This is a genomic window from Providencia rettgeri, from assembly GCF_041075285.1.
GTDB lineage: Bacteria > Pseudomonadota > Gammaproteobacteria > Enterobacterales > Enterobacteriaceae > Providencia > Providencia rettgeri_G.
In genome coordinates this window covers 2,876,513-2,902,113 of sequence record NZ_CP163512.1, presented here as the reverse complement: position 1 = coordinate 2,902,113, position 25,601 = coordinate 2,876,513, and the positions used below count along the sequence as shown (strand labels likewise).

Annotated in this window: 25 protein-coding genes and 1 tRNA gene; 9 read left to right on the top strand and 17 right to left on the bottom strand. The window is 40.6% G+C overall.

What is annotated here, in order from left to right:
* Positions 1 to 162 precede the first annotated feature (162 nt).
* The 5 genes from AB6N04_RS13210 to aspA form a co-directional block, all read right to left on the bottom strand.
* Positions 163 to 238, bottom strand: a tRNA-Phe gene (locus AB6N04_RS13210).
* A gap of 126 nt (positions 239 to 364) precedes the next feature.
* Positions 365 to 943 carry a transcriptional regulator gene (locus tag AB6N04_RS13205; protein WP_369308765.1) on the bottom strand — a complete coding sequence of 193 codons (579 nt, stop codon included), beginning with the start codon at positions 941 to 943 and terminating at the stop codon, positions 365 to 367.
* 226 nt (positions 944 to 1,169) lie between these two features.
* On the bottom strand, positions 1,170 to 1,463 hold the full coding sequence (locus AB6N04_RS13200; protein WP_369308764.1) for a helix-turn-helix domain-containing protein: 294 nt from the start codon (positions 1,461 to 1,463) through the stop codon (positions 1,170 to 1,172).
* Between the two features lie 675 nt (positions 1,464 to 2,138).
* On the bottom strand, positions 2,139 to 3,461 hold the full coding sequence (locus AB6N04_RS13195; protein ID WP_369308763.1) for an anaerobic C4-dicarboxylate transporter: 1,323 nt from the start codon (positions 3,459 to 3,461) through the stop codon (positions 2,139 to 2,141).
* A gap of 144 nt (positions 3,462 to 3,605) precedes the next feature.
* Complete coding sequence (aspA, locus tag AB6N04_RS13190; protein WP_369308762.1) at positions 3,606 to 5,030, bottom strand: aspartate ammonia-lyase; 1,425 nt, start codon at positions 5,028 to 5,030, stop codon at positions 3,606 to 3,608.
* Positions 5,031 to 5,473: 443 nt separating this feature from the next.
* Between aspA and AB6N04_RS13185 the strand changes: the two genes are divergently transcribed.
* The 4 genes from AB6N04_RS13185 (at position 5,474) to AB6N04_RS13170 (ending at position 8,874) form a co-directional block, all read left to right on the top strand.
* On the top strand, positions 5,474 to 5,989 hold the full coding sequence (locus AB6N04_RS13185) for an FxsA family protein (protein WP_369308761.1): 516 nt from the start codon (positions 5,474 to 5,476) through the stop codon (positions 5,987 to 5,989).
* Positions 5,990 to 6,153: 164 nt separating this feature from the next.
* Positions 6,154 to 6,447: a co-chaperone GroES gene (locus tag AB6N04_RS13180; protein ID WP_206083465.1), complete on the top strand. Its 294-nt coding sequence runs from the start codon at positions 6,154 to 6,156 to the stop codon at positions 6,445 to 6,447.
* A 51-nt stretch (positions 6,448 to 6,498) separates the two neighbouring features.
* Positions 6,499 to 8,142, top strand: coding sequence for a chaperonin GroEL (groL, locus tag AB6N04_RS13175; protein ID WP_369308760.1), 1,644 nt, complete (start codon positions 6,499 to 6,501; stop codon positions 8,140 to 8,142).
* A gap of 387 nt (positions 8,143 to 8,529) precedes the next feature.
* Positions 8,530 to 8,874, top strand: coding sequence for a DUF4156 domain-containing protein (locus AB6N04_RS13170; protein ID WP_369308759.1), 345 nt, complete (start codon positions 8,530 to 8,532; stop codon positions 8,872 to 8,874).
* 47 nt (positions 8,875 to 8,921) lie between these two features.
* Here the strand turns inward: AB6N04_RS13170 and epmB are convergent, their stop codons facing one another.
* Complete coding sequence (gene epmB / locus AB6N04_RS13165) at positions 8,922 to 9,950, bottom strand: EF-P beta-lysylation protein EpmB (RefSeq protein ID WP_369308758.1); 1,029 nt, start codon at positions 9,948 to 9,950, stop codon at positions 8,922 to 8,924.
* Positions 9,951 to 9,993: 43 nt separating this feature from the next.
* Here epmB and efp point away from each other — a divergent pair, with 43 nt between their 5' ends.
* On the top strand, positions 9,994 to 10,560 hold the full coding sequence (efp, locus tag AB6N04_RS13160; protein WP_369308757.1) for an elongation factor P: 567 nt from the start codon (positions 9,994 to 9,996) through the stop codon (positions 10,558 to 10,560).
* Positions 10,561 to 10,639: 79 nt separating this feature from the next.
* On the opposite strand, the gene AB6N04_RS13155 is transcribed toward efp, so the two are convergent.
* The 3 genes from AB6N04_RS13155 to AB6N04_RS13145 all read right to left on the bottom strand — a co-directional run bounded on the left by AB6N04_RS13155 (position 10,640) and on the right by AB6N04_RS13145 (position 14,429).
* Complete coding sequence (locus AB6N04_RS13155; RefSeq protein ID WP_369308756.1) at positions 10,640 to 10,837, bottom strand: YbdD/YjiX family protein; 198 nt, start codon at positions 10,835 to 10,837, stop codon at positions 10,640 to 10,642.
* Positions 10,838 to 11,085: 248 nt separating this feature from the next.
* Positions 11,086 to 13,179 (bottom strand): pyruvate/proton symporter CstA, encoded by a 2,094-nt coding sequence (cstA, locus tag AB6N04_RS13150; RefSeq protein WP_369308755.1) that lies wholly within the window; start codon positions 13,177 to 13,179, stop codon positions 11,086 to 11,088.
* 341 nt (positions 13,180 to 13,520) lie between these two features.
* Entirely contained in the window at positions 13,521 to 14,429 is a 909-nt protein-coding gene (locus AB6N04_RS13145; protein ID WP_369308754.1) for an EamA family transporter, read from the bottom strand.
* A 267-nt stretch (positions 14,430 to 14,696) separates the two neighbouring features.
* Between AB6N04_RS13145 and sugE the strand changes: the two genes are divergently transcribed.
* Positions 14,697 to 15,011, top strand: coding sequence for a quaternary ammonium compound efflux SMR transporter SugE (gene sugE, locus AB6N04_RS13140; RefSeq protein WP_004258648.1), 315 nt, complete (start codon positions 14,697 to 14,699; stop codon positions 15,009 to 15,011).
* An 84-nt stretch (positions 15,012 to 15,095) separates the two neighbouring features.
* Here the strand turns inward: sugE and AB6N04_RS13135 are convergent, their stop codons facing one another.
* A complete protein-coding gene (locus AB6N04_RS13135) occupies positions 15,096 to 15,317 on the bottom strand; it encodes a helix-turn-helix domain-containing protein (protein WP_369308753.1) in 222 nt (73 codons plus the stop codon).
* Between the two features lie 188 nt (positions 15,318 to 15,505).
* Between AB6N04_RS13135 and AB6N04_RS13130 the strand changes: the two genes are divergently transcribed.
* Together AB6N04_RS13130 and AB6N04_RS13125 are read left to right on the top strand one after the other, a co-directional pair.
* A complete protein-coding gene (locus tag AB6N04_RS13130; RefSeq protein WP_369308752.1) occupies positions 15,506 to 16,282 on the top strand; it encodes a hypothetical protein in 777 nt (258 codons plus the stop codon).
* A 40-nt stretch (positions 16,283 to 16,322) separates the two neighbouring features.
* Positions 16,323 to 17,507 carry an MFS transporter gene (locus tag AB6N04_RS13125; protein ID WP_369308751.1) on the top strand — a complete coding sequence of 395 codons (1,185 nt, stop codon included), beginning with the start codon at positions 16,323 to 16,325 and terminating at the stop codon, positions 17,505 to 17,507.
* 675 nt (positions 17,508 to 18,182) lie between these two features.
* On the opposite strand, the gene AB6N04_RS13120 is transcribed toward AB6N04_RS13125, so the two are convergent.
* Positions 18,183 to 18,764, bottom strand: coding sequence for a TetR/AcrR family transcriptional regulator (locus AB6N04_RS13120; protein WP_369308750.1), 582 nt, complete (start codon positions 18,762 to 18,764; stop codon positions 18,183 to 18,185).
* Between the two features lie 78 nt (positions 18,765 to 18,842).
* On the bottom strand, positions 18,843 to 20,045 hold the full coding sequence (gene tet / locus AB6N04_RS13115; RefSeq protein WP_369308749.1) for a Tet(A)/Tet(B)/Tet(C) family tetracycline efflux MFS transporter: 1,203 nt from the start codon (positions 20,043 to 20,045) through the stop codon (positions 18,843 to 18,845).
* Between the two features lie 81 nt (positions 20,046 to 20,126).
* Between tet and tetR the strand changes: the two genes are divergently transcribed.
* A complete protein-coding gene (gene tetR, locus AB6N04_RS13110; protein WP_369308748.1) occupies positions 20,127 to 20,726 on the top strand; it encodes a tetracycline resistance transcriptional repressor TetR in 600 nt (199 codons plus the stop codon).
* A gap of 323 nt (positions 20,727 to 21,049) precedes the next feature.
* On the opposite strand, the gene AB6N04_RS13105 is transcribed toward tetR, so the two are convergent.
* From AB6N04_RS13105 to frdA, 5 genes are all read right to left on the bottom strand, one after another.
* Positions 21,050 to 21,448 carry a hypothetical protein gene (locus AB6N04_RS13105; RefSeq protein ID WP_369308747.1) on the bottom strand — a complete coding sequence of 133 codons (399 nt, stop codon included), beginning with the start codon at positions 21,446 to 21,448 and terminating at the stop codon, positions 21,050 to 21,052.
* A 488-nt stretch (positions 21,449 to 21,936) separates the two neighbouring features.
* Positions 21,937 to 22,290 (bottom strand): fumarate reductase subunit FrdD, encoded by a 354-nt coding sequence (gene frdD, locus AB6N04_RS13100; protein WP_369308746.1) that lies wholly within the window; start codon positions 22,288 to 22,290, stop codon positions 21,937 to 21,939.
* 15 nt (positions 22,291 to 22,305) lie between these two features.
* Positions 22,306 to 22,701, bottom strand: coding sequence for a fumarate reductase subunit FrdC (gene frdC, locus AB6N04_RS13095; protein ID WP_369308745.1), 396 nt, complete (start codon positions 22,699 to 22,701; stop codon positions 22,306 to 22,308).
* Between the two features lie 14 nt (positions 22,702 to 22,715).
* Complete coding sequence (locus AB6N04_RS13090) at positions 22,716 to 23,450, bottom strand: succinate dehydrogenase/fumarate reductase iron-sulfur subunit (RefSeq protein ID WP_369308744.1); 735 nt, start codon at positions 23,448 to 23,450, stop codon at positions 22,716 to 22,718.
* Positions 23,443 to 25,239: a fumarate reductase (quinol) flavoprotein subunit gene (gene frdA, locus AB6N04_RS13085; protein WP_369308743.1), complete on the bottom strand. Its 1,797-nt coding sequence runs from the start codon at positions 25,237 to 25,239 to the stop codon at positions 23,443 to 23,445. The genes AB6N04_RS13090 and frdA overlap by 8 nt, the downstream gene beginning before the upstream one ends.
* Positions 25,240 to 25,601 lie beyond the last annotated feature (362 nt).

Sequence of the window (25,601 nt, the reverse complement as noted above, 5' to 3'; positions counted from 1 at the left end):
AGCGATAATACTTGTAAATAGATGCGAAAATAGGGCAAATAGTCTCAAAGTGTTAAGTTATGGATTTTTCTTAATAAAGTAATAAAGCGATAAGAACAAAATGAAAGGGTTTTAAAGCGTTAAAAAGCAAAAACCCCCGCCGAAGCGAGGGTTATAAATGCGTGGTGCCCGGACTCGGAATCGAACCAAGGACACGGGGATTTTCAATCCCCTGCTCTACCGACTGAGCTATCCGGGCAACGGGGCGCATTAAACCGTATATAGCTGTTTGCGTCAATGAGTTTTTAATAAAAAAACGCTTTTTTTTGCTGAGTGTTTTCTTTTTCAACAAAAGATGGCTGTTTAACGCACGAATGGGGCTTTTTTAGCTTAATGCCCCTTTTTTACGGCATAACGCAATCGTCAAAATATCTTCAGAAAGGTGTTGAGCTGTTTCGACATCCTTTATATCACGTTGGATCAATAATCGATTTAAACACCCTTCAAGAACGAGTTCCATTTGGTTGGCAACAAGCTCAGAATCCTCAATATCTAGTTCATCCAGTAGATCTTTCGTGAAGTTAAACGAGTTATCTTTTTGCAAACGGCTAAGCTGGTGGATTGGATGCTCGGGATCTGGGTAATAATTACATGCGGAGATAAATAAGCAACCCGGGAATCGACCTTCGCTCACTTTCTCTGATAATTGTTGGTAGCGTGCCATTAATTTTTGTTGTGGGCTTAAAGACTCATCTAGCAGAGTTTGGCGCTGCCATATTTCAATTTGCTGCCCATGGAAACGTAAGCAATCATAAATGAGAGCTTCATCATCAGGCCAAAATTGGCGAATAGCCGAAAAATCAGACTCAATTTCACTGAGTAAATTTTCTGTAGATGCGGATAAACCCTGAATTTCCAATTGGTTTAAAGCATGATTTAAAATCGTTTCGCGCTGAATAGGCATAATCAACTCCATCACCATGAGGTCTATTTTTTCCATCATAGCAATGATCAATGCTGAATTATAGCGCTTTACTATGTAAGCAAGGGATTTGCCGGGAAGGTACGTAGCTCGCAAAATTACTATTTTTTTTATGTAACATAATGATCTTAAAAATGAAAAAAACAGGAGGGGGAATAATCCCCCCTGAATCTAAATGAATGGATTACTTCAAATTTAGATTAGAACCTTAATTAATCAACTTCGCTTCTAACGCAACATCGATATAGTAGAACTGAAATATTTTTTTCATAAAGTCATCGACATCATGTTTTCTGAGTTCAAGAGCTTGTAAAATCTCCAATAGCCCCTGTATGGTAATGGCGTTTTTGCCTCTTTCATAACGCGACACTTGCTGTTGACTAATACTTAATCGTGAAGCAAGCTGCGCTCCGGTTAAACCAACCGCTTTTCTACGCTGTTTTAAATAGGTTCCAATATAACTAGAAATATCGGTACTGTTATTTCTCTGAGTATTTAACATTCCTCCTCCAAATAAATTGATGTTTTTAAGGTTAGTTATTAAACTAATGGCTTTATTTTATATCTTAAGTATCGATTTAAAGATGGCAAAAAAGCCATGACGGCATTTTTGATATTTATTAAACAAGGATGAGCGCGTTATTACCAATATTTATTGCGGATTGATTTTAGTTGATCAATAGATAACACCTATTCGTTGTACTCATAAAAAGAGTTTTAAGTGCCTCTATTTTGGGTTTTTATTGCAAAGCTATTGCTTTTGACTATTTAACTTGGTGTTATATTCTAAGTATTGCGGTTCTTTGAAGATATATTTCTTTTGTTTTTTTTAGGAAAAGCTCGTGTTATTTAGCTGGTTTTTAATCAATATATTCATTGCTTGTTACACTTATATAGACATTATTAATATAAATGTTTCATTGGACAAATTTGGTTTTTTTATTCTTCTTATATAGCGTGAAATGTGGATATTGAATAGATATTGGAAGGCTATAATTAATATATTTTACGAAAATTATTAAATTGAATGTGTGAAAAGAAATAATATAGGCAGTTTATTTTTTAGGCTTAATATTAATTATCATGATAGTAGTGATAATTAAAAATGACATTTAAACATAAAAACCCGTGAACCATGCCACGGGTTTTCAAGCTATAAATCAGGCTTTACACAGTACTAGAGGATCATTCCACCGAATAGGAAGCCAAATGTAACTGCTAGTGCAACGGCAATGGTTCCCGGAATAAAGAATGGGTGGTTAAAGACAAATTTACCAATGCGCGTAGTCCCTGTGTCATCCATTTGTACTGCCGCAACCAGAGTTGGGTAAGTAGGCAGAATGAACAGACCAGATACGGCTGAGAATGAAGCGATAGCGGTTAATGGGCTAACATTGAGTGCTAAAGCCATTGGCATCAGTGCTTTGGCTGTTGCTGCTTGAGAATATAACAGCGCAGAACAGAAGAAGAAAATAACGGCTAACATCCATGAATGCTCGTGGATCAGGTCACCCGCAGTTTCTTTAATCCAGTCGATGTTATGCTGTACGAAAGTATCACCTAACCAAGCGACACCTAAGATACAAATACATGCGCTCATACCTGCTTTAAAGGTACTTGAATTCAAGATAGCATCAGTGTTTACACGGCACAGAATAGTGATTAACGTTGCTACGGTTAACATGATAATCAAAATTGCGTTGGTGGTGTTCATCAGCGGTGTTTCAACAATGCCTAAACTTGGGCTGTTGATAATTGCGTAACAAACGACGCCAATAACGCCGAGTAGGAACAACAGTACAGACGATTTAGCACCTGCCTTGATCTCTTTTGCTTGGCTACCGCGCAATTCAACAAGGCCTTCAGCTAAACGTTTCTGGTAGATTGGGTCATCAGACAGTTTTGAATTGAATGTCCAAGAGATAATGAAAGACATCAGAATGATAGCTAAGAAGGTAGCGGGTAATAAAATACCTAACAGCGTGATATAGCTAACTGTGTTTCCAGCACCAACCATCGCAGGGTTTTCCATGACTGATGCCATATACACAACCGCAGCGGAAATTGGCGAGGCAGTGATACCTATCTGAGCTGCAACGACCGCTGTAGACAGTGGACGACAAGGTTTCACACCTTGTTCTTTTGCCACTTCTGCAATAACGGGTAGCGTTGCTAATGAGATATTACCTGTACCTGCAAATAGCGTCAGGAAATAGGTCACGATAGGTGCAAGGATGGTGATGTATTTAGGATTGCGGCGCAGTAATTTTTCTGTTTGAGCAACTAAATAATCTAAACCGCCAGCAATTTGCATTGCAGAGATAGCGGCGATAACAGCCATGATAATGGAGATAACGTCAAATGGAATAGTCCCTGGTTTCACGCCAATTGCAGCGAGTACCAGTACACCAAGGCCACCGGCAAAACCGATACCTATCCCACCAAGACGGGCCCCCAAAAAAATGGCCAGCAGAACAATAATAAATTCTACGGCTAACATAGTGTTTACTCCTCGACAAAATGAAAATTAAAATTATGAAACTGTTATGTTAATTATTTGTGTGTGCATGAATCAAAAAAGGCACGCTTTCTGATGAGAGGCGTGCCTTTATTTTTAAGTATTATTTATGATAAACATAAAATTTTAGTCATCAAAACGTTTTGCTTTATAAGCTGGGTGTTTTAAGTTCTCAACAGAGAAAATATCGTCCAGCTCTGCTTCGGTCAGTAAACCGCGTTCAAGAACAACTTCACGTACGCTCTTACCTGTTTCTGCGCAAATTTTACCTACGATGTCGCCGTTGTGGTGACCAATGAATGGGTTCAAGTAAGTGACGATACCGATTGAGTTAAATACAAACGCTTCGCAGATTTCTTTATTCACGGTAATGCCGCTAATGCATTTTTCTTGCAGGTTGCGACATGCGTTGTTCATCAGTGAGATAGATTCGAACATCGCTTGACCAATTGCAGGCTCCATTACGTTTAACTGTAATTGACCCGCTTCTGCTGCCATTGTGACGCAGATATCGTTACCGATAACTTTGAAACAAGCTTGATTAACCACTTCTGGAATAACAGGGTTAACTTTCGCTGGCATGATAGAAGAACCGGCTTGTAACTCAGGTAAGTTGATTTCTTTAAGACCTGCACGAGGACCAGAAGATAACAGGCGTAAGTCGTTACAGATTTTAGACAGTTTCATCGCCAGACGTTTTAAGCCCGCGTGAACAGTGATGTAAGCCCCACAGTCAGAGGTTGCTTCGATTAAGTCTTCAGCGGGAACGCATGGTAAGCCAGTCACTTCTGCTAATTTCTTAACGGCTAGCTCAGAATAACCAGGCGCTGTGTTGAGACCAGTACCGATAGCAGTTGCACCTAAGTTAACTTCGAGCAGTAATTCAATGCTGCGTTTCAGGTTTTTCTCTTCTTCTTTCAGAAGGGTAGCGAAAGCATGGAATTCTTGGCCGACGGTCATTGGGACGGCATCCTGTAATTGGGTACGTCCCATTTTCAGAATGTCTTTGTATTCTTCAGCTTTAGCTTCAAAGCCTTTTTTCAGGTATTCAACAGATTCAATTAACTTCAGTACAGAGTTGTACACTGCGATACGGAACCCTGTAGGGTATGCATCGTTAGTGGATTGGCTTTTATTTAGGTGGTCATTAGGATTTAAGAATTCATACTCACCCTTTTTATGGCCCATCAGTTCAAGACCGATGTTTGCAAGGACCTCGTTGGTATTCATATTCAGTGATGTGCCCGCACCACCTTGGAATACGTCAACAGGGAACTGATCCATGCACTTGCCTTCATTCAACACAATATCACAGGCTTTAATAATGGTTTCTGCAATATTGCGTGGGATCGTTTTTAGTTCTTTGTTGGCTAAAGCAGCCGCTTTTTTAACCATAACCATGCCACGAATAAATTCTGGGACATCGTTAATAGTGCGGTCACTGATATAAAAGTTTTCAATCGCACGCAGAGTATGAACACCATAATAGGCATCAGCTGGAACTTCTTTTTTACCTAACAGGTCTTCTTCGATACGAGTATTGTTTGACATGAGAACCTTCTTAATTAGATTACAGTTACTGTCCGTTTATGTATGCGCTTATAAAAATCCATATATCGTAAAAACAAAACTTCACAGGAGATTAATATTGTAAAATAAAACTTTACAAGCAATTAACACCTTTTACTACGTTATCAGCATTATGATCTACTGATTTATGGGTAGATGATATGCTTTTAATGAAACAATGCCTTGAATCTAGATCACTATATAGTTTGATTTATGCAACAGATTTCGCGTTGTGTGATATTCATCACAGTTAAGTCGGATTAATCAAAAAAATCCGTGAGTTGAAAAGCGATATCTTTGCCCCAATTATTATGGCTATACTAAAGAAAAAAGCGAATATTGATAGTTGTCTCTTAGATGCAGTTCACAAAGGTTTTCCGAGGGGCGTAAAATAGTCGATAGCTTATTGAAATAAAGGAGAACTTGTGCGCTGGTTACCACTAATTCTGATAGGTATTCTTGTTTACATTGAGTCCGTCATTTTCGTGAGGGTGGCTTCCGAAGTGGGTGTTTTGATGACACTGATTTTGGTGGTGCTAACATCCTGTTTAGGTGTGTCTTTGGTGAAAAACCAAGGCATGAAAAACGTTTTGCAAATTCAACAAAAATTAGCGTCTGGTGAGAGCCCTGCGGCAGAAATGATCAAAAGTGTTGCACTCGTTTTAGCCGGTTTTTTATTAATCGTCCCCGGATTTTTCACTGATTTTATTGGTTTATTATTACTACTTCCTCCAGTACAAAAACTTATCGTTATGCGATTAATTCCGCATATTCGTTTTTACCAACCAGGTGCGGGTTTTAATCAGTCGAGAAATGGTGGATATCAAAACGGTAATACATTTGAAGGCGAATTCCAACGTAAGCAGGATGATCCGTCTTTTACCATTGATAACACAGAGAAATCAGATATATCAGATAAAGACGATCGCTCAAAACCGTAAATCCCTTTTATTTGCAGGGAGATAAAAATGAAAAAATTTTTATCTCCCCCCCTTGAAGTCCTTTCGCCTAGCCCCAATCTGCTCAAACATGGTACTAGTTTATTTAAGACATGCTGGTATCGTCCTTTTACCTAGTGTGGACTTTATTTATAGGAGAACTATTAATGAAAATTCGTCCATTGCATGACCGTGTTATCGTTAAACGTAAAGAAGTCGAATCTAAATCCGCGGGGGGCATTGTCCTGACCGGTACTGCGGCAGGCAAATCAACGCGTGGTGAAGTTCTGGCAGTAGGCCAAGGTCGCATCCTCGAAAATGGCGAAATCAAAGCGCTGGATGTGAAAGTTGGCGATATCGTTATTTTTAACGACGGTTATGGCGTGAAAGCTGAAAAAATCGACAATGAAGAAGTCCTGATCATGTCCGAAAGCGACATTTTGGCAATTGTTGAAGCGTAATTTTCACTTAAAACTTCTCAACGAACGAAAAGAATTTGAAGGAAAGAGACAATGGCAGCTAAAGACGTTAAATTTGGTAGTGATGCACGTACGAAAATGCTTCGTGGTGTGAATATTCTGGCAGACGCAGTTAAAGTAACCTTAGGTCCTAAAGGCCGTAATGTTGTTTTAGACAAATCTTTTGGTTCACCAGTTATCACTAAAGATGGTGTTTCTGTTGCACGTGAAATCGAATTAGAAGATAGATTCGAAAACATGGGTGCTCAGATGGTCAAAGAAGTTGCCTCTAAAGCAAACGATGCTGCGGGTGACGGTACAACAACAGCAACAGTTTTAGCTCAAGCTATCATTACTGAAGGCTTAAAAGCGGTTGCTGCGGGTATGAACCCAATGGATCTGAAACGTGGTATTGATAAAGCCGTCGTTGCTGCAGTTGAAGAACTGAAAGCACTGTCTGTTCCATGTTCAGATACTAAAGCGATTGCACAAGTGGGGACTATTTCTGCAAACTCCGATGAAACTGTAGGTCGTTTAATTGCAGAAGCAATGGATAAAGTCGGTAAAGAAGGCGTTATCACCGTAGAAGAAGGTACCGGTCTGGAAGATGAACTGGATGTGGTTGAAGGTATGCAGTTTGACCGCGGTTACCTGTCTCCTTACTTCATCAACAAACCAGAAACTGGTGCTGTTGAACTCGAAAATCCATTCATCCTGTTAGTTGACAAAAAAGTCTCTAACATCCGTGAATTACTGCCAGTATTGGAAGGCGTTGCGAAAGCAAGTAAACCATTACTGATCATTGCAGAAGATGTTGAAGGTGAAGCGCTGGCAACCTTAGTGGTTAACACCATGCGTGGTATCGTTAAAGTTGCAGCAGTTAAAGCACCGGGCTTCGGTGATCGTCGTAAAGCAATGTTGCAAGATATCGCCATTCTGACTAACGGTACTGTTATCTCTGAAGAGATCGGTATGGAGTTAGAAAAAACAACACTAGAAGATTTAGGTCAAGCGAAACGCATTGTGATCAACAAAGACACCACCACTATCATTGATGGTATTGGTGAAGAAGATGCGATCGCAGGTCGTGTTGCTCAAATTCGTCAACAAATTGAAGAATCGTCTTCAGATTATGACCGTGAAAAACTGCAAGAGCGCGTAGCGAAATTAGCTGGCGGTGTTGCGGTAATTAAAGTCGGTGCAGCAACTGAAGTTGAAATGAAAGAAAAACGTGCTCGTGTTGACGATGCTCTGCATGCAACTCGCGCAGCGGTTGAAGAAGGTGTTGTTGCGGGTGGTGGTACTGCACTGGTTCGCGTTGCCGCGAAACTGGAATCACTGGTTGGCGATAACGAAGAACAAAACGTGGGTATCCGTGTTGCTCTGCGTGCGATGGAAGCGCCAATGCGTCAAATCGTGACTAACGCAGGTGAAGAAGCATCTGTCGTGGTTAACAATGTTAAAGCGTCTAAAGGTAACGAAGGTTACAACGCAGCAACAGACACTTATGGCGACATGATCGACATGGGTATCTTGGATCCAACTAAAGTTACACGTTCTGCTCTGCAATTTGCAGCGTCTATCGCAGGCCTCATGATCACCACTGAAGCGATGATCACAGATCTGCCAAAATCAGATACCCCTGATTTAGGTGCTGCTGGTATGGGCGGCATGGGTGGAATGGGCGGCATGATGTAAGCCATTTGGCGACATCACGCTTAATCACGATAACTCGTGACTTAGCCTGAATAAGACCGGCACGGTGAGTTTATCTTATCGTGTCGGTTTTTTTTCGGCTTCAATCAATATTTAGTGAACCAAATCAATATACAATTGATGCGATATATGATTTATTTTTGCGTCAGCATTGCTTAGCGGGTTATATTTAACGTAAGGTAAAATGGTTTGAATTAGCAAAGAATAAAGCAGGTTCTCGGTTAATTTGTGATAGACTCTATGCGACTGGTGATGTGCGGCAATTGTGACGCAGTGTGTGGATCACCTCTTAGCTATTTGTGATATACCGTATTAGGGCTAATGAATTTCAAACCAGCTGCAAAAACACAATGAAAAATGAGGGAAAACATGCGAATTAAAGTCTTGCTTGGTGCTGCTGCATTACTGCTTTTAGCGGGTTGTTCAACGTCAACTAACTTGACTGCGGCAGGCTCACAAGTTCGTTTTGTTGAGAATCAACCTGGAAGTGATTGTCAACTTCTCGGTCAGGTTGTAGGGACACAAAGCAACTGGTTGAGCGGTGTAAACAATGAATCCAGTTCTATGCGCAGTGCAGCGAATGATTTGCGTAATAAAGCGGCTGACATGGGCGGAAATGTGATTTTTGGTGCAACCAGCCCGAGTGAAACCGTGCTCTCTAGCTTTATCCCGCTAGATAGTAAAATGGTTGGTCAAGTCTATAAGTGCCCCTAAAATGAATTAGCAATGCCCAAATAATCTTTATTTGGGCATTTTGCTGATTAGCTCTGCCTTAAGTTGAGATCGAGCAATGTTTTGCTGGGTTCTCCACCAATTTCCCGTGCAAGCTTAGGTACGAGATATCCGGATACCTTGCTTAATAATTGTTGTATCAATTGCCTTGCTTCCATGTCGCTGACTAAAAAGTGGGCAGCGCCTTGCACTTTGTCTAAAACATGTAAGTAGTAGGGCAGAATACCCGCATCAAACAAGGCATTACTCAAATTCATCAGCGCAGTCACGTTATCATTCACTTGTCGTAGTAAAACGCTTTGATTTAATAATGTGACACCCGCTTTTTTGAGCTTTTGCATTGATTTCGTTAATGCTTCATCAATTTCATTAGCGTGGTTGATATGCGTTACCATAACGACTTGCAAGCGTGAGCGTGCTAATCTTTCGCACAATGCATCGGTGATCCGCTCAGGGATCACAACAGGCAAACGAGTATGAATTCTCAAGCGGTGGATATGGGGAATAGCTTCCAGTTGGCTTATCAACCAATCGAGTTCATGGTCTTTTGCCATTAACGGATCACCACCTGAGAAGATGATTTCATTGAGTTCGGTGTGGTTTTTTATATAATCCACAGCCATCAACCAGTTATTTTTATTTCCTTTGTTATCTTCATAAGGAAAATGCCGGCGAAAACAGTAGCGACAGTTTACTGCACAGCCACCTTTAACGAGCAGTAATGCGCGGTTGTGGTATTTATGCAGTAAGCTTGGGATCTCATTATCCTGCTCTTCCAGCGGGTCAGTAGAAAAACCAGGATGTACATCAAACTCGGCTTTTGCGGTTAATACTTGCAATAACAGCGGGTCTAGTGGATCGCCTTTTTTCATTCGTGAGATAAATGGCATTGGGACACGTAATGGAAATAATTTACGTGCTTCACGACCTTCTTGCGAATCAAGATGATTTTCCAAGTTAAGTATTTGCAGCAATTCATCTGGATTAGTGATTGCTTCAGCAAGTTGTTGTATCCAGACTTCTCTGGATGAGGTATTTTGAGTTACAATATCGACCATTTTTTGGCTATGCCATTTTTAGTTTATAAATTAGAGGATCACCATGGCTACTTATAGTACCAATGAATTCCGCTCAGGTCTTAAAATCATGTTAGATGGCGAGCCTTGTGTCGTTTTAGAAAGCGAATTCGTAAAACCAGGTAAAGGTCAAGCGTTCGCACGTGTGCGTATTCGCAAACTGATTTCTAACAAACTGTTGGAAAAAACCTTTAAATCTACTGATTCTGTTGAAGGTGCAGATGTCATGGATATGAACTTAACTTACCTGTACAACGACGGTGAGTTCTGGCATTTCATGAACAACGAAACTTTCGAACAGTTAGCAGCGGATGAAAAAACCGTTGGCGATAACGCGAAATGGTTAGTTGACCAAGCAGAATGTATCTTAACACTGTGGGACGGTCGTCCTATCGCGGTAACTCCACCTAACTTTGTTGAGTTAGAAATCACCGATACGGATCCAGGTCTGAAAGGTGATACCGCAGGTACCGGCGGAAAACCTGCAACACTGAGCACTGGCGCAGTCGTTAAGGTTCCTCTGTTTGTTCAGATCGGTGAAGTTATCCGTGTTGATACTCGTTCAGGGGAATATGTCGCACGTGTAAAATAACGGCGTATCCTATACTGAATGGTTAAAAATAAAAAGCCGTGGTCGAGTGCCACGGCTTTTTTTTGCATATTTTTAAGGACTAACAGCACTTAAACCCACCTTTTCCTCCATAACGCGCATCTTGGCGTTCTTTAAAAAACTCCTCGTAAGTCATGGGGGGTTGATCAGGGTGAGTCCGCTGCATATGGGCGACGTAATTGTCATAGTCAGGGACGCCGACCATCATTTTAGCCGCTTGGCCTAGATACTTCGCCGCTTTCCCTAAGTTCCCAAACATTTTTTTCTCCTTCTTATTTCGCGCTACAGCGTTATTGACTGCTCTCGGCTACCCAAGTTACATACTTATGTATGCTCCTAGTTTCTCCTTCATACTCCACGCGGTTGCTGCGTTGGCTTCATTCGCTAACCCTAGTCACATACAGGTGTATGCTACTAGGGATTCTCTTCTTTGCCGCCTTGCTCCAACGTGAATTATTTTGGAAAAAGAACATGTACCCAAAACAATGAAAAGCTTTTCCGCTGAAATCAATGATGGCGGGTGTTCGCCACAATCTCTTCATAGTTAGCTGGCATTGGTTCGTAAGGCACTTCACTCGCCGTTGGTTGGTCAGATTTTAATGCTTTCAACGCAGTGCGGATGGAGAATAGAGCCAGTAACACCACGACAATCATAAAGAAAATCGTTAAGCCAGCATCTAAACGGTTATTGAAAATCAGCTGCGTGAGCTGAGATTCCGTATATTGTGCTGGAATATTGCCACTATCAATCATCGCTTGGAATTTATTCGCGACAGCTAAGAAACCAACGCGGGCATCTTCACTGAAGGTCTTTTCCCAGCCAGCGGTCATGGTACAAATCAATAACCAAGCCGTTGGGACGAGTGCAACCCATGCATACTTTTGACGCTTCATTTTGAACAGTACCACAGCACACAGCATCAATGCCATACCTGCCAGCATTTGGTTTGCGATACCAAACAGTGGCCATAAAGTATTAATACCGCCGAGTGGATCCACAACACCTTGGTGAAGGAAATATCCCCATGCGAGCACACACAGCGCCGTTGCAATTAGGTTTGCTGGAAGTGAATCGGTACGTTTTAATGAAGGTGATACGACACCGAGTAAGTCTTGTAACATAAAGCGCGCGGCACGCGTTCCTGCATCAACGGCGGTTAAGATAAACAAGGCTTCAAATAAAATGGCAAAGTGATACCAGAAAGCAACATTCATCAGGCCGCCAAGGGCGCCATGGAGAATATAAGCCATTCCAACCGCAAGTGTTGGTGCACCACCAGCACGGGAGATAATACTGGTTTCCCCTACCTCATTGGCAATGGTGTTGAGCACCTCAGGAGTGATTTGGAAGCCCCAACTACTCACCACTTGTGCAGCAGATGCGACGACATCTTGTGTGCCTGCGGGGGCTAGCATTGCCATTGGACTGTTCATGGCGAAATATACACCAGGATCAATCACACAAGCGGCGACTAATGCCATGATGGCAACAAATGATTCCATTAACATACCGCCATAACCGATAAAGCAAGCTTGGTTTTCATTCGCTAACATTTTCGGCGTCGTACCTGAAGAAATCAGTGCGTGGAAACCCGAAACGGCACCACAGGCAATAGTAATAAATAAGAATGGGAACAAATCGCCAGCCCAAACAGGGCCTGTACCATCAATATATTTCGTCAGTGATGGCATTTGCAGGTTAGGATTTAAAATTAAAATACCAATTGCAAGACCAATAATTGTCCCGATTTTTAAGAAGGTGGAGAGGTAGTCACGTGGCGCGAGTAACAGCCAAACAGGGAGTACAGCCGCAATAAAGCCATAGCCTACAAGCATCCACGTTAATTGCACACCCGTGTAATCAAAATAGGGTGCCCATGTTTCGCTTTCGGCAACCCATCCACCGGAAATAATGGCAAAAACAAGGAATATTAGCCCGATAATAGAGACCTCACCAATGCGACCTGGGCGTATATAACGGGTATAAAGCCCCATAAAAATCGCCAATGGGATAGTGAAAGCGACGGTATAAGTCCCCCAAGGACTATGAGTTAAGGCTTTGACGACAATCATCGCAAGTACGGCTAAGATGATCACCATAATCATAAAGCAGGCAATTAATGCTATCACACCCGCAGTGTTGCCCATTTCTTCTTTCACTAACTCGCCAAGTGATCGACCATCACGGCGGGTAGAAACAAACAGCACCATAAAGTCTTGTACGGCACCCGCTAATACCACCCCAGCAAGGAGCCATAGCATACCAGGGAGATAACCCATTTGTGCTGCAAGAACAGGACCAACTAAAGGACCAGCACCTGCAATGGCCGCAAAGTGATGACCAAATAATATCTTTTTATCGGTTGGAACGTAATCCAATCCATCATTATGACGAATTGCGGGTGTCATACGTGTTTCGTCAACCTGTAGAACTTTTTTGGCAATAAATAGCCCGTAATAGCGATACGCAATCAGGTAGATACACACCGCTGCAACCACAATCCACAGTGCATTGATCTGCTCCCCACGATATAAGGCGATATAACCGAGTGAAAAAGCACCGAGCAGAGCGAGCACAATCCAAATAAATTGTTTACCCATAGCCATCCCCATCTGTTCAATGAATGATATCCGTTATTTATTTAAATAAAACTGAGGAAGATATAGCCATAGTTAGGCTAAAGAAAAAGTAGCTAAAACGAGACACCCAATTGAAATTTGAGATAAATTCAATAATTGCTGCGAATATCACTAATTCAATATCATTTATTGGATTTTATTTGGTTTTAAGCTAACAAATAGTTGTTAAGTTGGTTAATTATCTTTATTTTGGCATTTGCATGGCATAAATCTCTGATGGGAAATAATGGATAATAGAGAAAGGGATAACGGTAGTTGTGAATACCGAAAGTTGAAAACCTTCGGTAATCAAATGAATTATCTTAAATATGTCTTAGGCGTTGAATAATTTTTTTACCAAAAAGCGTCGTAATGAGACCAAACATGATTAAAATTAAACCAGCAATTTGTATTCCGTTAATGTGTTCTCCAAGGAATAATGCACTACTGCTTAGGCCGAACACTGGGACTAATAATGAAAAGGGCGCAACACGCCATGCTTCATAGCGGCCGAGCAATATACCCCACAGGCCGTAACCAACAAAAGTGGATAAATAAGCCAAGTATAAAATCACACCAAGCACAGACCAATTGAAACCAGATAACCCACCCACAATTGCATCTTCACCTTCTAGAAGCCAAGAACTGATCAAGAAAGGGATGATGGGGATCAGAGCGCTCCAACTGACTAAAGATAGCGCACTACACTTTTCAACACCTTGATTTTGCATGATGATTCTATTGGTAATATTTCCACAAGCCCAAGATAAGCCTGCTATTAATGTAAAGGCTAAGCCAAGTAATGGGATGTCATCCAATCCTCCGCTAGTGGCTCCATTTGCTAATACTGTTAACCCTGCAATGGCAATAAACATACCAATAAAGTGGGTCGGTTGTAGTGTTTCTTTTAAAATCATAGCGCCTAGTAATAACGTGAAAAAGGCTTGAGATTGTAAGATCACCGATGTGATCCCCGCAGGCATACCAACGCGGATAGCACAGAATAAAAAAGCAAATTGACCAAAGCTGATGGTTAACCCATACAATAATAATAATTTGAACGGAATTTTAGGCCGCTTAAAAATAAAAATGGCAGGGAAGGCAACAAAAACAAAGCGTAACGCTCCGAGGAGTAATGGGGGAAGCGCGGTCACACCGAGCTTAATAATCACGAAATTAACGCCCCAAATAATCACTACGCAAAGGGCAAGTAATATATCTTTGAAACTCATGCTATTTTCTCGATGAATAGGCCTGATAGGATTTCCTACTTTACCTCTGCATACTGTTTAGTGCGATGGTAATGATGCTTATTAGCAAAAAACAGCATAAATAGGTTAAATAAGATCGCTAATTTACGCTTATTTGTTATTTTTTGTTGCTTGAGTCCGTGCTAGCGAATGTTTATAATGAGGTTCTCATCACACGTATTCAGGACGACCTGGATCACGTCATTCAATTATGGGGACGACCCCGAGTTAGTAACGGGAGCTACGACCATGGCATGGATCGTCCTTTTATTTGCAGGTTTACTCGAAGTTGTTTGGGCTGTAGGGTTAAAATATACCCATGGTTTTACACGTTTAACACCCAGCATTATTACGATTATCGCGATTATTGCCAGCATGGGGTTACTTGCTTACGCGATGCGTGACTTACCTGTGGGAACGGCTTACGCAATTTGGACAGGCATTGGCGCTGTCGGCACAGCAATTGTTGGGATTATTTTCCTCGGTGAATCTGCCAATATGTTCCGCTTATTAAGCCTTGCCTTGATTATTACAGGGTTAATTGGCCTTAAAGTATCGAGTTAGTCATTCAATATAAAATAGGCGGATAAGTTCAATAGCTATCCGCCTTTATGGCTTTATGCTGAACAGCGATAGGCATATGAAAGCTTAGTCCTCTTGTTTGTGTCTGTGATAACGAGAGGGCCAGATTTCTGTAGGGGCGACGCCTAAAAATTCAGCAATAATCCTTTCTCCTTTTGGCCATCGCCTTGAAAGTGCATTATTGAGTGTCGATGAATTTAAGCCTGCTTGTCGTGATAATTCTGAAAGGGAAGATCCTTTTTTCTTTATTGCCGCAATAATATCCGCAGGGTGCCAATCTTTTTTCATTTTATCTCCAATAGTTATTTATTAAATTATTTATGTTCTGCATCGAGTTATTTTTATTCTATTTTTTATTTCTTAATTTTAATACTCCTATTAAATTATACTTTTATTGTTTTTTATCTTGTGTTAAATATGTTTCCTCTTTGTTTGTGTTTTTGGTTAAATATTTAATTAAATTAAAAGGAATTATTATGAATGTTGAGAGTAAATATTTAGAAGATATGTGTTCAGGGCTGAATAATACATTTTCTAACTATTTTGATTGGAATGATATTGATTTATCTTTTTCTAGAATTGATATTTTAAATAAGCAAATTAGTATTTCATCAAGTAACTATGAATGGTTGTTAGTTTATTGGGATGCGGATTTGGATAAATTAATTAGTGAAAGATTATCTTCTGGTATCCAATATTGGAGTAATTATTCAAAAGTATATATGGATACATTGACAAAAACGAACAAAAGCGAAGTTAAAGTAGATTTCTGTGCAAAGTATGGCAGTGTATATGAAATTACTTCAATTAACTCAAAAAGAAAAATATCGATAAAAGATATGATGGCTATATGTAAATGTCGTCCTATAATTGCTGATTATACGCATGGGGTATGGAAACAAAGTGACGATAATTACTTGCCATTACGGGAAAATATTGAAATTTCAAAAGTAAATAGCCCTATTATAAGCAATCAAGAAACGGAAATTTTGGATATACATCAATATATGCGTTTTGGGAATATTCGCTTTACTCGAAAGGAAATTATTACTATACGGTTGTTGTTATCTCATTGTAAAGTTAAAGAAATTAGTTATATTCAAGGTTGTTCAGAAGCTTGTGAGCATAAAAGAATTCAACGAATTAAAGAGAAACTCGCGTGTCCTCATACATCTTCTAGCGGGTTGTTTAGTGCATTAAAGGAAAACGGTATTACCTTGGCATGCTTAGAAACTCTTGTTAGTTATCCTTAATTTAAATCGGTTAGTTTCAGGGATAGATAAAGGAAATAACATGAAATGGAAATTCAGATTTGGCGCAGTCGCTGGGAATGCGCTGGAGTATTATGATATTGCAGTTTTTGCAGCGATATCGACCTATTTAAGTGCTGAATTAACAAAGTTGGGTTATACACAAGCAACAGAAATGGTTTGGGGAATTTTTGCATTACGTTTTTTAATACGTCCAATAGGTGGTTATATTATAGGTCGCTATGCTGATATTTCGGGGAAAAAATCAGCTTTAATCTTAACTAGCTTTATTACAGGGATAGCAACTCTAATGATGGCATTATTACCTATTGAATTATTAGGTAACTATACGCCATTTGCAATATTAATTTTACAACTCGCATTATCATTTAGTTTTGCAGGGGAGTTTCCATCATTAATTACCTACTTATTTAAAGATGCACATACGAGAGAGCAAGCTAAGGTTTCCTCTATTATCGTTGCCAGTTCTTTATTTGGTGTTGTTGTCTCTCTTGGCGTTGTCCTTTTACTAAAAAACACCATGAGTGAAGAAATGATGCAATCAATAGGGTGGCGTATCCCCTTACTTATCGGTGTTGGGAATATATTAATCAGTTTTTGGTTTAGGATTAAACTACCAAATCATCAAGTAACTCATACCGTTAAAAAAACAATAATCTGGCAGAGTATTTTCTGGGTATTTGTGTTTACTATCCCAGGAACAGTCACATTTTATTCGCAGAATTTATCTACTTCATTGATTACAGAGCAATTAAAGATTGAGGAAATAAAAAGTTTTTATGCAATCTTATCGTCAGGTTTGCTGTTAATGCTCATGTTAATATGTGGCTGGCTAACGGATAAATATAGTTCAGCTAAGCAGGTTTTTAATATGGGCGTCATGTTAATGGTTCTTTGCTCTGCACCGCTTTATTTCATATTACAAATGAATAACCTATTACTTGTGTTAATAGCCCAACTGCTAATGTCCGTTTATTCAGCAATGATACTGTGCAATTTATCAGCGGTTCTTATGAGTAAGTCAAATGGTCAGGCAGCTATTTTAGGCATTGGTTACAACGGTGCTTCGGCTTCTCTTGGGGGGATAACACCTTTAATTGTCAGCTACCTCAGCCAATATCACTTAGTTTATGTTGGGGCATTTATTGCTGTTTGTGGATTATCGTATTTTATTTCTTATTTTTTACCAAATCCTGCTCATACTTAGTCTTTTTTCCATTTATCCCCTCGCTCAATTAATTGAATGAGGGGATGTGGATTATTTTTAGAGTAATAAGGTCCGCTACAAAATCTATGTTGTTCGACCGCCGACGGTGGTGCTTTTGTGCAATCTAGTATGGTTAAGGCAAAAGGCATCTACATCTGCGCTATAGCATAAGGCTTGGTTGATTCAGAAGGTAAGGTATCCATCTGTTAGCGTTTAATTAGCGAAACAACGTGCGGCGATTCTTATAAGGTGGCTGAGCATTTTGTTGAGGTAGATAGGCTTTTATTGGTATATCTTCTGGGCCAATCATCATTATTTTCGTTGGAAGTGACGGTCAATACATCCGTTTAGACAGCTGTGCTCGCAGTGTTTGATTAAAGCATGTCTCACTCATTTAATGCTGCGTTGAGAGGCTTTTGCCGAGTTCACTCGCGGCGAACCTCTCGCCTTGCCTAAAATGGCTTTAATTCGAAGAAAAATTAATCATCAAAGATAAACAGCCCCTAGCACAGATAGTAAACCAGCCGTCGACCAATATAATCATTTTTATTTAAGGGGGGATATTGAGTTTATCAAAAAGAATTAAATAACAATTTGATCTTTAAAGATAAAAATAGATAAGCGAAGAACATAATATTAGAAATGCAGCGAGGTATCGCTGCATGGATGGCAAACTTATTTTAGAAGTTGGCTAAAGCGTTGGTAAAGAATTTCGCCTAGATTATGTTGATTGTATTCCGTGCTATTCGCTAAGTTATCAACCGCGGCATGCATCGAATGATAAATCATTGTTGCCATCAGTTCAGGCGGTAAAACCGGCCACTCTTGGTTTTTTTCACCAAGCATTAAGATGGATTTGATTTGTTCGATGGCCCTGATTTCATGGTCATTGACACGCCCATGGTATTCATCGTGAAATAACATGTCGTGAATATTTTGCTTTTCAACATAGTATTTGACGCTATTTTCGCACCATGCTTTTAATTTCTCACAGGCACTTGCTTGGCTATCTAAAGCAGTTTGAATATAACCTAAATACCAATCCATATAGCGAGTACGTAGGGCTTCCATAATATCATTTTTAGATTGAAAATAATGATAAAAGGTTCCTTTTGCCACATCAGCAAATTGAACAATTTCACTGACGGTGGTATTTACAAAGCCTTTAGAAAGAAAGAGTTTTTCCGCCGCATTCATCAAGTCATCAAGTCTTTCTTCTGCAGGCTTGGTTCTTGGCTTTTTAGGTTGTTTTGTCATTGAAATGTCTCTTAACATCATGTTCCAAAAGCAAATCTGATGGGGATATCATAGCATTTAAATACCATAGTCTAAAATTTAGCTCGTCAATAATTTTGCTTTCTTTTCTACTCGTTTAGCATCTCTATAAAAAGTTAAATAAATAACCGTTAATAAAACATACATCAGTGCACCTATTATCCACACCCAGCCATCCCAAATCGCCAATGTTTGGCCAAAAATAAAGCTAAATAATAATGGACCAATAACCCCTGTCGCATTGGTTAAACTGACGAGAACGCCCTGCAATTTCCCCTGATTTTCATGACTTACTTGAGCTGACATTAATCCTTGAAGTGCAGGCAGGGCAATGCTACCTCCTGCCAGTAAGATAAGGGTTGGGTAAATCATCCATCCTTGAGTGAGTAGCGATAAAATTAAAAATGCGCTGCCATCTGCAATGAAACCGACAATAATGGTGGTCTTTTCGCTGAACTTTTTGGTAATTACTCCAGTAACGAATGCTTGAAATAACGCATGCATCACACCGAGTCCTGCTAAAGAGAGCCCGACCTCCATGCTACCCCATTGAAAACGGCTTTCGGTAAATAGTACCCAAGTTGTTGCGGGGATTTGGCCTATCAGTTGAGCCATAAAAAAGACAAATATTAGCAGTGCGATAGGCTTTGCCACTTGTAAAAAAGAGGTGGATATCGAAGGTGCATCATGCGTATTTTCATGTTTACTTTGAAGTTGCTGATCCTTAAAAATCAAAAAGACGCCAATAAAAGTCCCTGCGTTTAAGATGGCAGCAATGATAAACGGCATATGCGGGGAATACTCACCTGCAAAGCCACCGATCATCGGTCCGGCGATAAGGCCGAGACCAAACGCTGCACCAAGACGACCAAACCACAAGGTACGCTCATTGGGCTCGGTATTATCTGCGATAACAGAGGCGGCAACTGCTCCCGTTGCGCCAGTGATCCCTGAAATTAATCGCCCTAAATAAAGCATCCATAATGTGCTGGAAAAAGCGAGCAAGGTGTAATCGATCACCGCACCAGCTAAGGAGAGCAATAATATCGGACGACGACCAAACTTATCTGACCATTTTCCTAATACCGGAGCGAAAAATACCTGCATGACAGCGTACAGTGCCAGCAGAATACCATAATGATTTGCTAAATTTTCAACCGATACATATTCGCGCAACAATGCGGGGAGTACAGGCATGATCAACCCAATACCTATGGCATCAAGGGTCGTAATGGTTAAGGCGATAATTGCGGATTTATTCATAATTAGCTTCTCTATCACTGATAGAGTTGGAATGTATCCCTATCAATGATAGAGTGTCAAGAGTAAAAATAAGGAGGACCTATGGCTCGACTTGATAAAAAAACCATCGTTGATGCGGCACTTGAGTTATTAAATGAGGTGGGGATTGATGGTTTGACGACACGCAAACTGGCTCAAAAGCTTGGTGTGGAGCAACCTACACTCTATTGGCATGTAAAAAATAAACGGACACTATTGGATCTGTTAGCGATAGAAATGATGGAGCGATTTCATGACCACTCTTTACCGCGTGAAGGTGAATCTTGGCAGGATTTTTTACGCAATAATGCATTGAGTTTTCGCAGAGCATTGTTGAGTTACCGTGATGGAGCAAAAGTACATTTAGGGACTCGACCCGGCATTGACCAATATTCAACGGTCGAAGCACAGCTGAAATTTTTGCTCGACAGTGGCTTTTCGTTAAAAACAGGTCTTTATGCCATCAGTGCCATAGGGCATTTCACTTTGGGAGCTGTGCTTGAACAGCAAGAGCATAATACAGCGAAGAGTGAGAGAGAAACTGTGGATGAAAATGCAATACCTCCACTGTTAAAATCGGCTCTGCAAATTATGGATAACGATGATGGAACTGAGGCTTTTTTGTTTGGTTTAGAAACGTTAATTCAAGGCGTTAAACCTTAGGGGCTGTTGATCTTTGCTACTGATTTTTACCGCTAAAAAGGGTAAATAAACGACCAAAAAATGAATAAATGTATCTGTCGTGCTGACTGACGACGATTTGAATCAACAATTGTCCCTAAACACCTGCCCTATGGGTTCGATTAAAGCACGTTTCACGTATTTAATGTTGCGTTGGGAGGCTCCGGCCCGGTTCACTCGGCGGCGAACCTCTCGCCTTGCCTAAAATGGCTTTAACTCGAATAAAAGTTGACCATCAAAGATAAACAGTCCTAGGTTTTAAGGTACGACAATTAGCACGCAGTCATACCTTAAACGGTGGGAAACTATTTGGCGCATTGCGTATCAATTTGCCGTTTTCTTTCAAGCGCTTGTTGCGCCGTTTGCATCGCTAATTGTTGGTCTGATTGCATCCTTTCTGTGAATGCCTGAGGGTTATTGCCAATTAACTCATTGAATAATTTATATTCAAGTGGAGCAGAGCATTTGCATTTTTTCTCAACCGCCGCTTTTTGCTTTGCACGTTTTTTATCTACTGAAGATTGGGCTTCCCCTGCCATGGGTAGATAATTATAGGTGTTTGTGCTGACGCATTCATTATAGAAATCAGTTTCAGTTGGCATCTCATTTGCGTTTTTATCTTCAACAGAAAACGACTTAGCGTGAGCTGGTAATGTCATTATTCCAGAAAGAAGCAGTGAAACGAATAATCCTTTAAATTTCATTTTATTTTCCCTTACCATGAGTGATATAAAAAGAGTAGAAAATTACGTAATTTTAACTAATGCATTGATTTAATTTAGATAAAGAATTTATTTTTATCTTAAATTTATCATAGCAAGCCAATTTTTTATGGTAACTGGGGTTAATCTGAATATGGCTCATTGTAAATAAATACTATTTAATAATGCTCCATATCTGTTTGGACGTGTCTTTAGTGCTTTTGGTTTAATTTCGCAATGACGTTCATTTTCAGCGATAAAAAATATCCCATACTTGAATAAGTATGGGATATTCAGACTGCTGCCAAACATAACATGTTTGGCAGCAGGTTGGATAGGTTTTGAAAATAAACAAGGAAAATCAATATATTGATTTTCGCCTGATAACACAAAGTGGGAAAACCACGCTTTTATCCCACTTTGTCAACAACATCAATACCCCATACTTGAATAAGTATGGGGTATTGATGAGTATACAAATTATTGCGTGATTACAGTGTAAATACACCAATCAGAGCAATAACACTAATGATTGCAGAACCGCCGTAGAAAACCCATTTTGTTGCTGGAACATGGATTTTAAAATCGTGCAGCGTGTGGTGGATACGGTGCATCCCACACCAAACTGGCAGAATAATCATCAGTAACAAGAAAATACGACCGATAAAGCTTTGGCAAAATGTGAGAATACGTTCGTAGCTCAACATTTCAGGTGCGATCCCCAGTGGGATTAAAATCCCAAGTAGAATGATGATGGCCGGGCCAACAATAGCACTCCACATACCGCCGGCACCAAATAATCCCCAGAAAACTGGTTCATCGGAACGTTTAGGCGTTAGATTCATCAGATCCTCCGTTGATTAAAATAACAGTGCGATAGCTAAGATAGCGGCAGTTACCAAGATCGTTAATGCCCAAAAACCTTTAACAATAGGTTCTTCCGACATTTTTTTATCTTTAACAACAATATTGACTGCTTTCGGTGCCAGTTTAAACCACGTTGTGGTATGTAACAGCGTTGCAGCCAAAGTAATGATATTAATGATAAGCACGATAGGGTTGCTGAGAAAGCCAACAAAGCCGGCCCATGATTCTGGTCCGCTTTTTAGTGCAAATACGCCATATAATACTAAAAGGCTAAACCAAACCTGAAGAACCGAGGTACTTTCACGCATGATATAAAAGCGATAAAAACCCAGCTTTTGCCACCAATCGCCCTTCATTTCCCTGATATAGGGTTTACGTTTTGTTGTCATGACTTCAATTCTCCTTATCGTGGCTTCAGCATGGCGATAACAAAGTCTTGCGCGCTGGCTGCTTTACCTTGTTGGATAGCGGCCGCAGGGTCGACATGCTTAGGACAGACTTCAGAGCAGTAGCCCACAAATGTACAGCTCCAGACACCGTTATCCCCATTTAACAGAGGCATACGCTCTTTCGCACCATGGTCACGGCTATCTTGATTGTAGCGCTCTGCCAATGTAATTGCCGCTGGGCCGATAAACTCAGGGTTTAGCCCAAATTGTGGGCATGCTGCATAGCACAGACCACAGTTGATACAGCCTGAGAACTGATGGTATTTAGCCATCTGTGCAGGCGTTTGTTTATTTGGACCTTCAGAAGGTTTACGATCATTACCGATAATGTACGGTTTGATTGCTTCTAAACGTTCAATAAAGTGTGTCATATCAACAATAAGGTCGCGCTCGATTGGGAAATTACCTAATGGCTCAACCCTCATGCCTTGCGGATATTCACGCAGGAATGTTTTACAAGCCAGTTTAGGTACTTTATCGACCATCATGCCGCAAGAACCACAAATCGCCATACGACAAGACCAACGATAAGATAGGTCAGGAGCGAGGTTATCTTTGATGTAGCCTAACGCATCTAACAAAGAAGTTTGCTCATCGTAAGGGACATCATACGTCACCAAATGGGGCTCACTATCCGTTTCCGGATTGTAACGCATGATCTCCATTTTTAGGTGTTTCATATCATCCATTAGCTTGCTCCTTCTTCGCCTTATCTTGAGCTTCAGCTTCGGCACCGTAAACACGTTTAGCTGGCTGAGATTTCGTGATTTTCACATCACTGTATTCTAAACGAGGGGAGCCCTCAGGGTTATAGAATGCCAAAGTATGTTTAAGGAAATTCACATCATCACGTTCTGTACAGCCTTCGTCGAGACGTTGGTGCGCACCGCGTGATTCTTTACGATTGATTGCAGAGTGAGCCATACATTCTGCCACATCAAGACCAAAGCCTAATTCAATGGTGTACAGTAGGTCAGTGTTAAAGACGCTACTATGGTCAGTAATTTCGACGTGTTTGAAGCGCTCTTTCAGTTCAGCAATCTTATCAACGGTTTTTTGCATTAATTCAGGTGTGCGGTAGATACCGCAGCCTTCTTCCATTGACATCCCCATTTCATCACGAATTTTCGACCAGCTCTCTTTCCCTTTTTGGTTCATGAGTTTTTTCAGGTTATCTTCGATATCACGGGTACGTGCTTCAATGGCGCTCGCATTTGCAGGTGTTGCTTCAGCGGCATGGCGTGCGGCTTCTTCACCCGCTAAACGACCAAATACCACCAGCTCTGCCAGTGAGTTAGAACCTAAACGGTTTGCACCATGTAAGCCTACAGAAGAACATTCACCCACAGCAAACAGACCTTTAATGCGTGTTTCAGTACGCTGATCTGTTTCGATACCACCCATAGTGTAGTGAGCGGTAGGGCGAACAGGAATTGGGTCTGTTACAGGGTCAACACCAACATAGGCTTTTGCAAGTTCGCAAATAAACGGTAAACGCTCATGGAGTTTTTCTGCGCCGAGGTGGCGAAGATCGAGATGTACAACATCACCGCGGTGAGTGCTGATAGTGCGACCTGCACGCCATTCATGCCAGAAAGCTTGTGAAACTTTGTCTCGAGGACCAAGTTCCATATATTTGTTTTCTGGTTTACCGAGTGGTGTTTCAGGCCCCATTCCATAGTCTTGCAAATAACGGTAGCCATCTTTATTAACCAGTATACCACCTTCACCGCGACAACCTTCGGTCATTAAGATACCAGAGCCTGGTAACCCTGTTGGGTGATATTGAACGAATTCCATATCGCGCAGTGGTACACCGTGGCGGAATGCCATACCCATACCGTCACCTGTAACAATACCCCCATTGGTATTGTAACGATAAACACGACCTGCACCACCAGTTGCCATCACGATAGCATTAGCACGAATTTGTACTTTCGTGCCTTCCATCATGTTGATGGCAACCAGCCCACGAGCTTGACCTTCATCAACAATAATGTCGAGAACAAAGTGCTCATCAAAACGTTGAATTTGAGGGTATTTTAATGATGTTTGGAAGAGAGTATGGAGCATGTGGAAGCCAGTTTTATCGGCAGCAAACCATGTACGCTCAATTTTCATTCCACCAAAGCGGCGAACGTTAACTGAACCATCTGGTTTACGGCTCCACGGGCAGCCCCATAATTCAAGTTGGGTCATTTCTGTAGGGCAATGTTCAACGAAATAATCGACGACATCTTGCTCACACAGCCAGTCCCCACCTGCGACAGTATCATTAAAATGATAGTCATAGGAGTCATGAGCCTGAGTAACTGCAGCTGATCCTCCCTCTGCGGCCACGGTGTGACTACGCATTGGGTATACTTTTGAGACCAGAGCAATCTTGATATTGGGATTTGCTTCAGCGGCAGCAATTGCTGCACGTAAGCCTGCGCCCCCGGCCCCGATAATCGCTAAATCGGCATTGAAGGTTTGCACTGCGCTTCTCCATTGTTCAAGTGTAAATTGATAAATTCTTTTAAATACTTTTGATAATTAGCTAGGTCATTTTCAATTCAATCTAATGTTAAATTGTCAAATCTCTCTTTTTTAATAGTAAATAATATAATAGCTAATAATGACTTATCTTGCTGTGAATTATAACGAATAGTCCCAGCGATAAATTTGATATAGAGGGGTGTTTTGGGTGAATTTACCTGTAAAGTGTGAGCTATGTCGATTTTTTATAAATTGTTTTTACAATTAAGTTATTTTTAGTGTGTTAAGGGTGAATAAAAAGAAATTTCAAATGATTATCATTATTTTTACATTAAAAACTAGTATTAAAAACCGAGTAAATT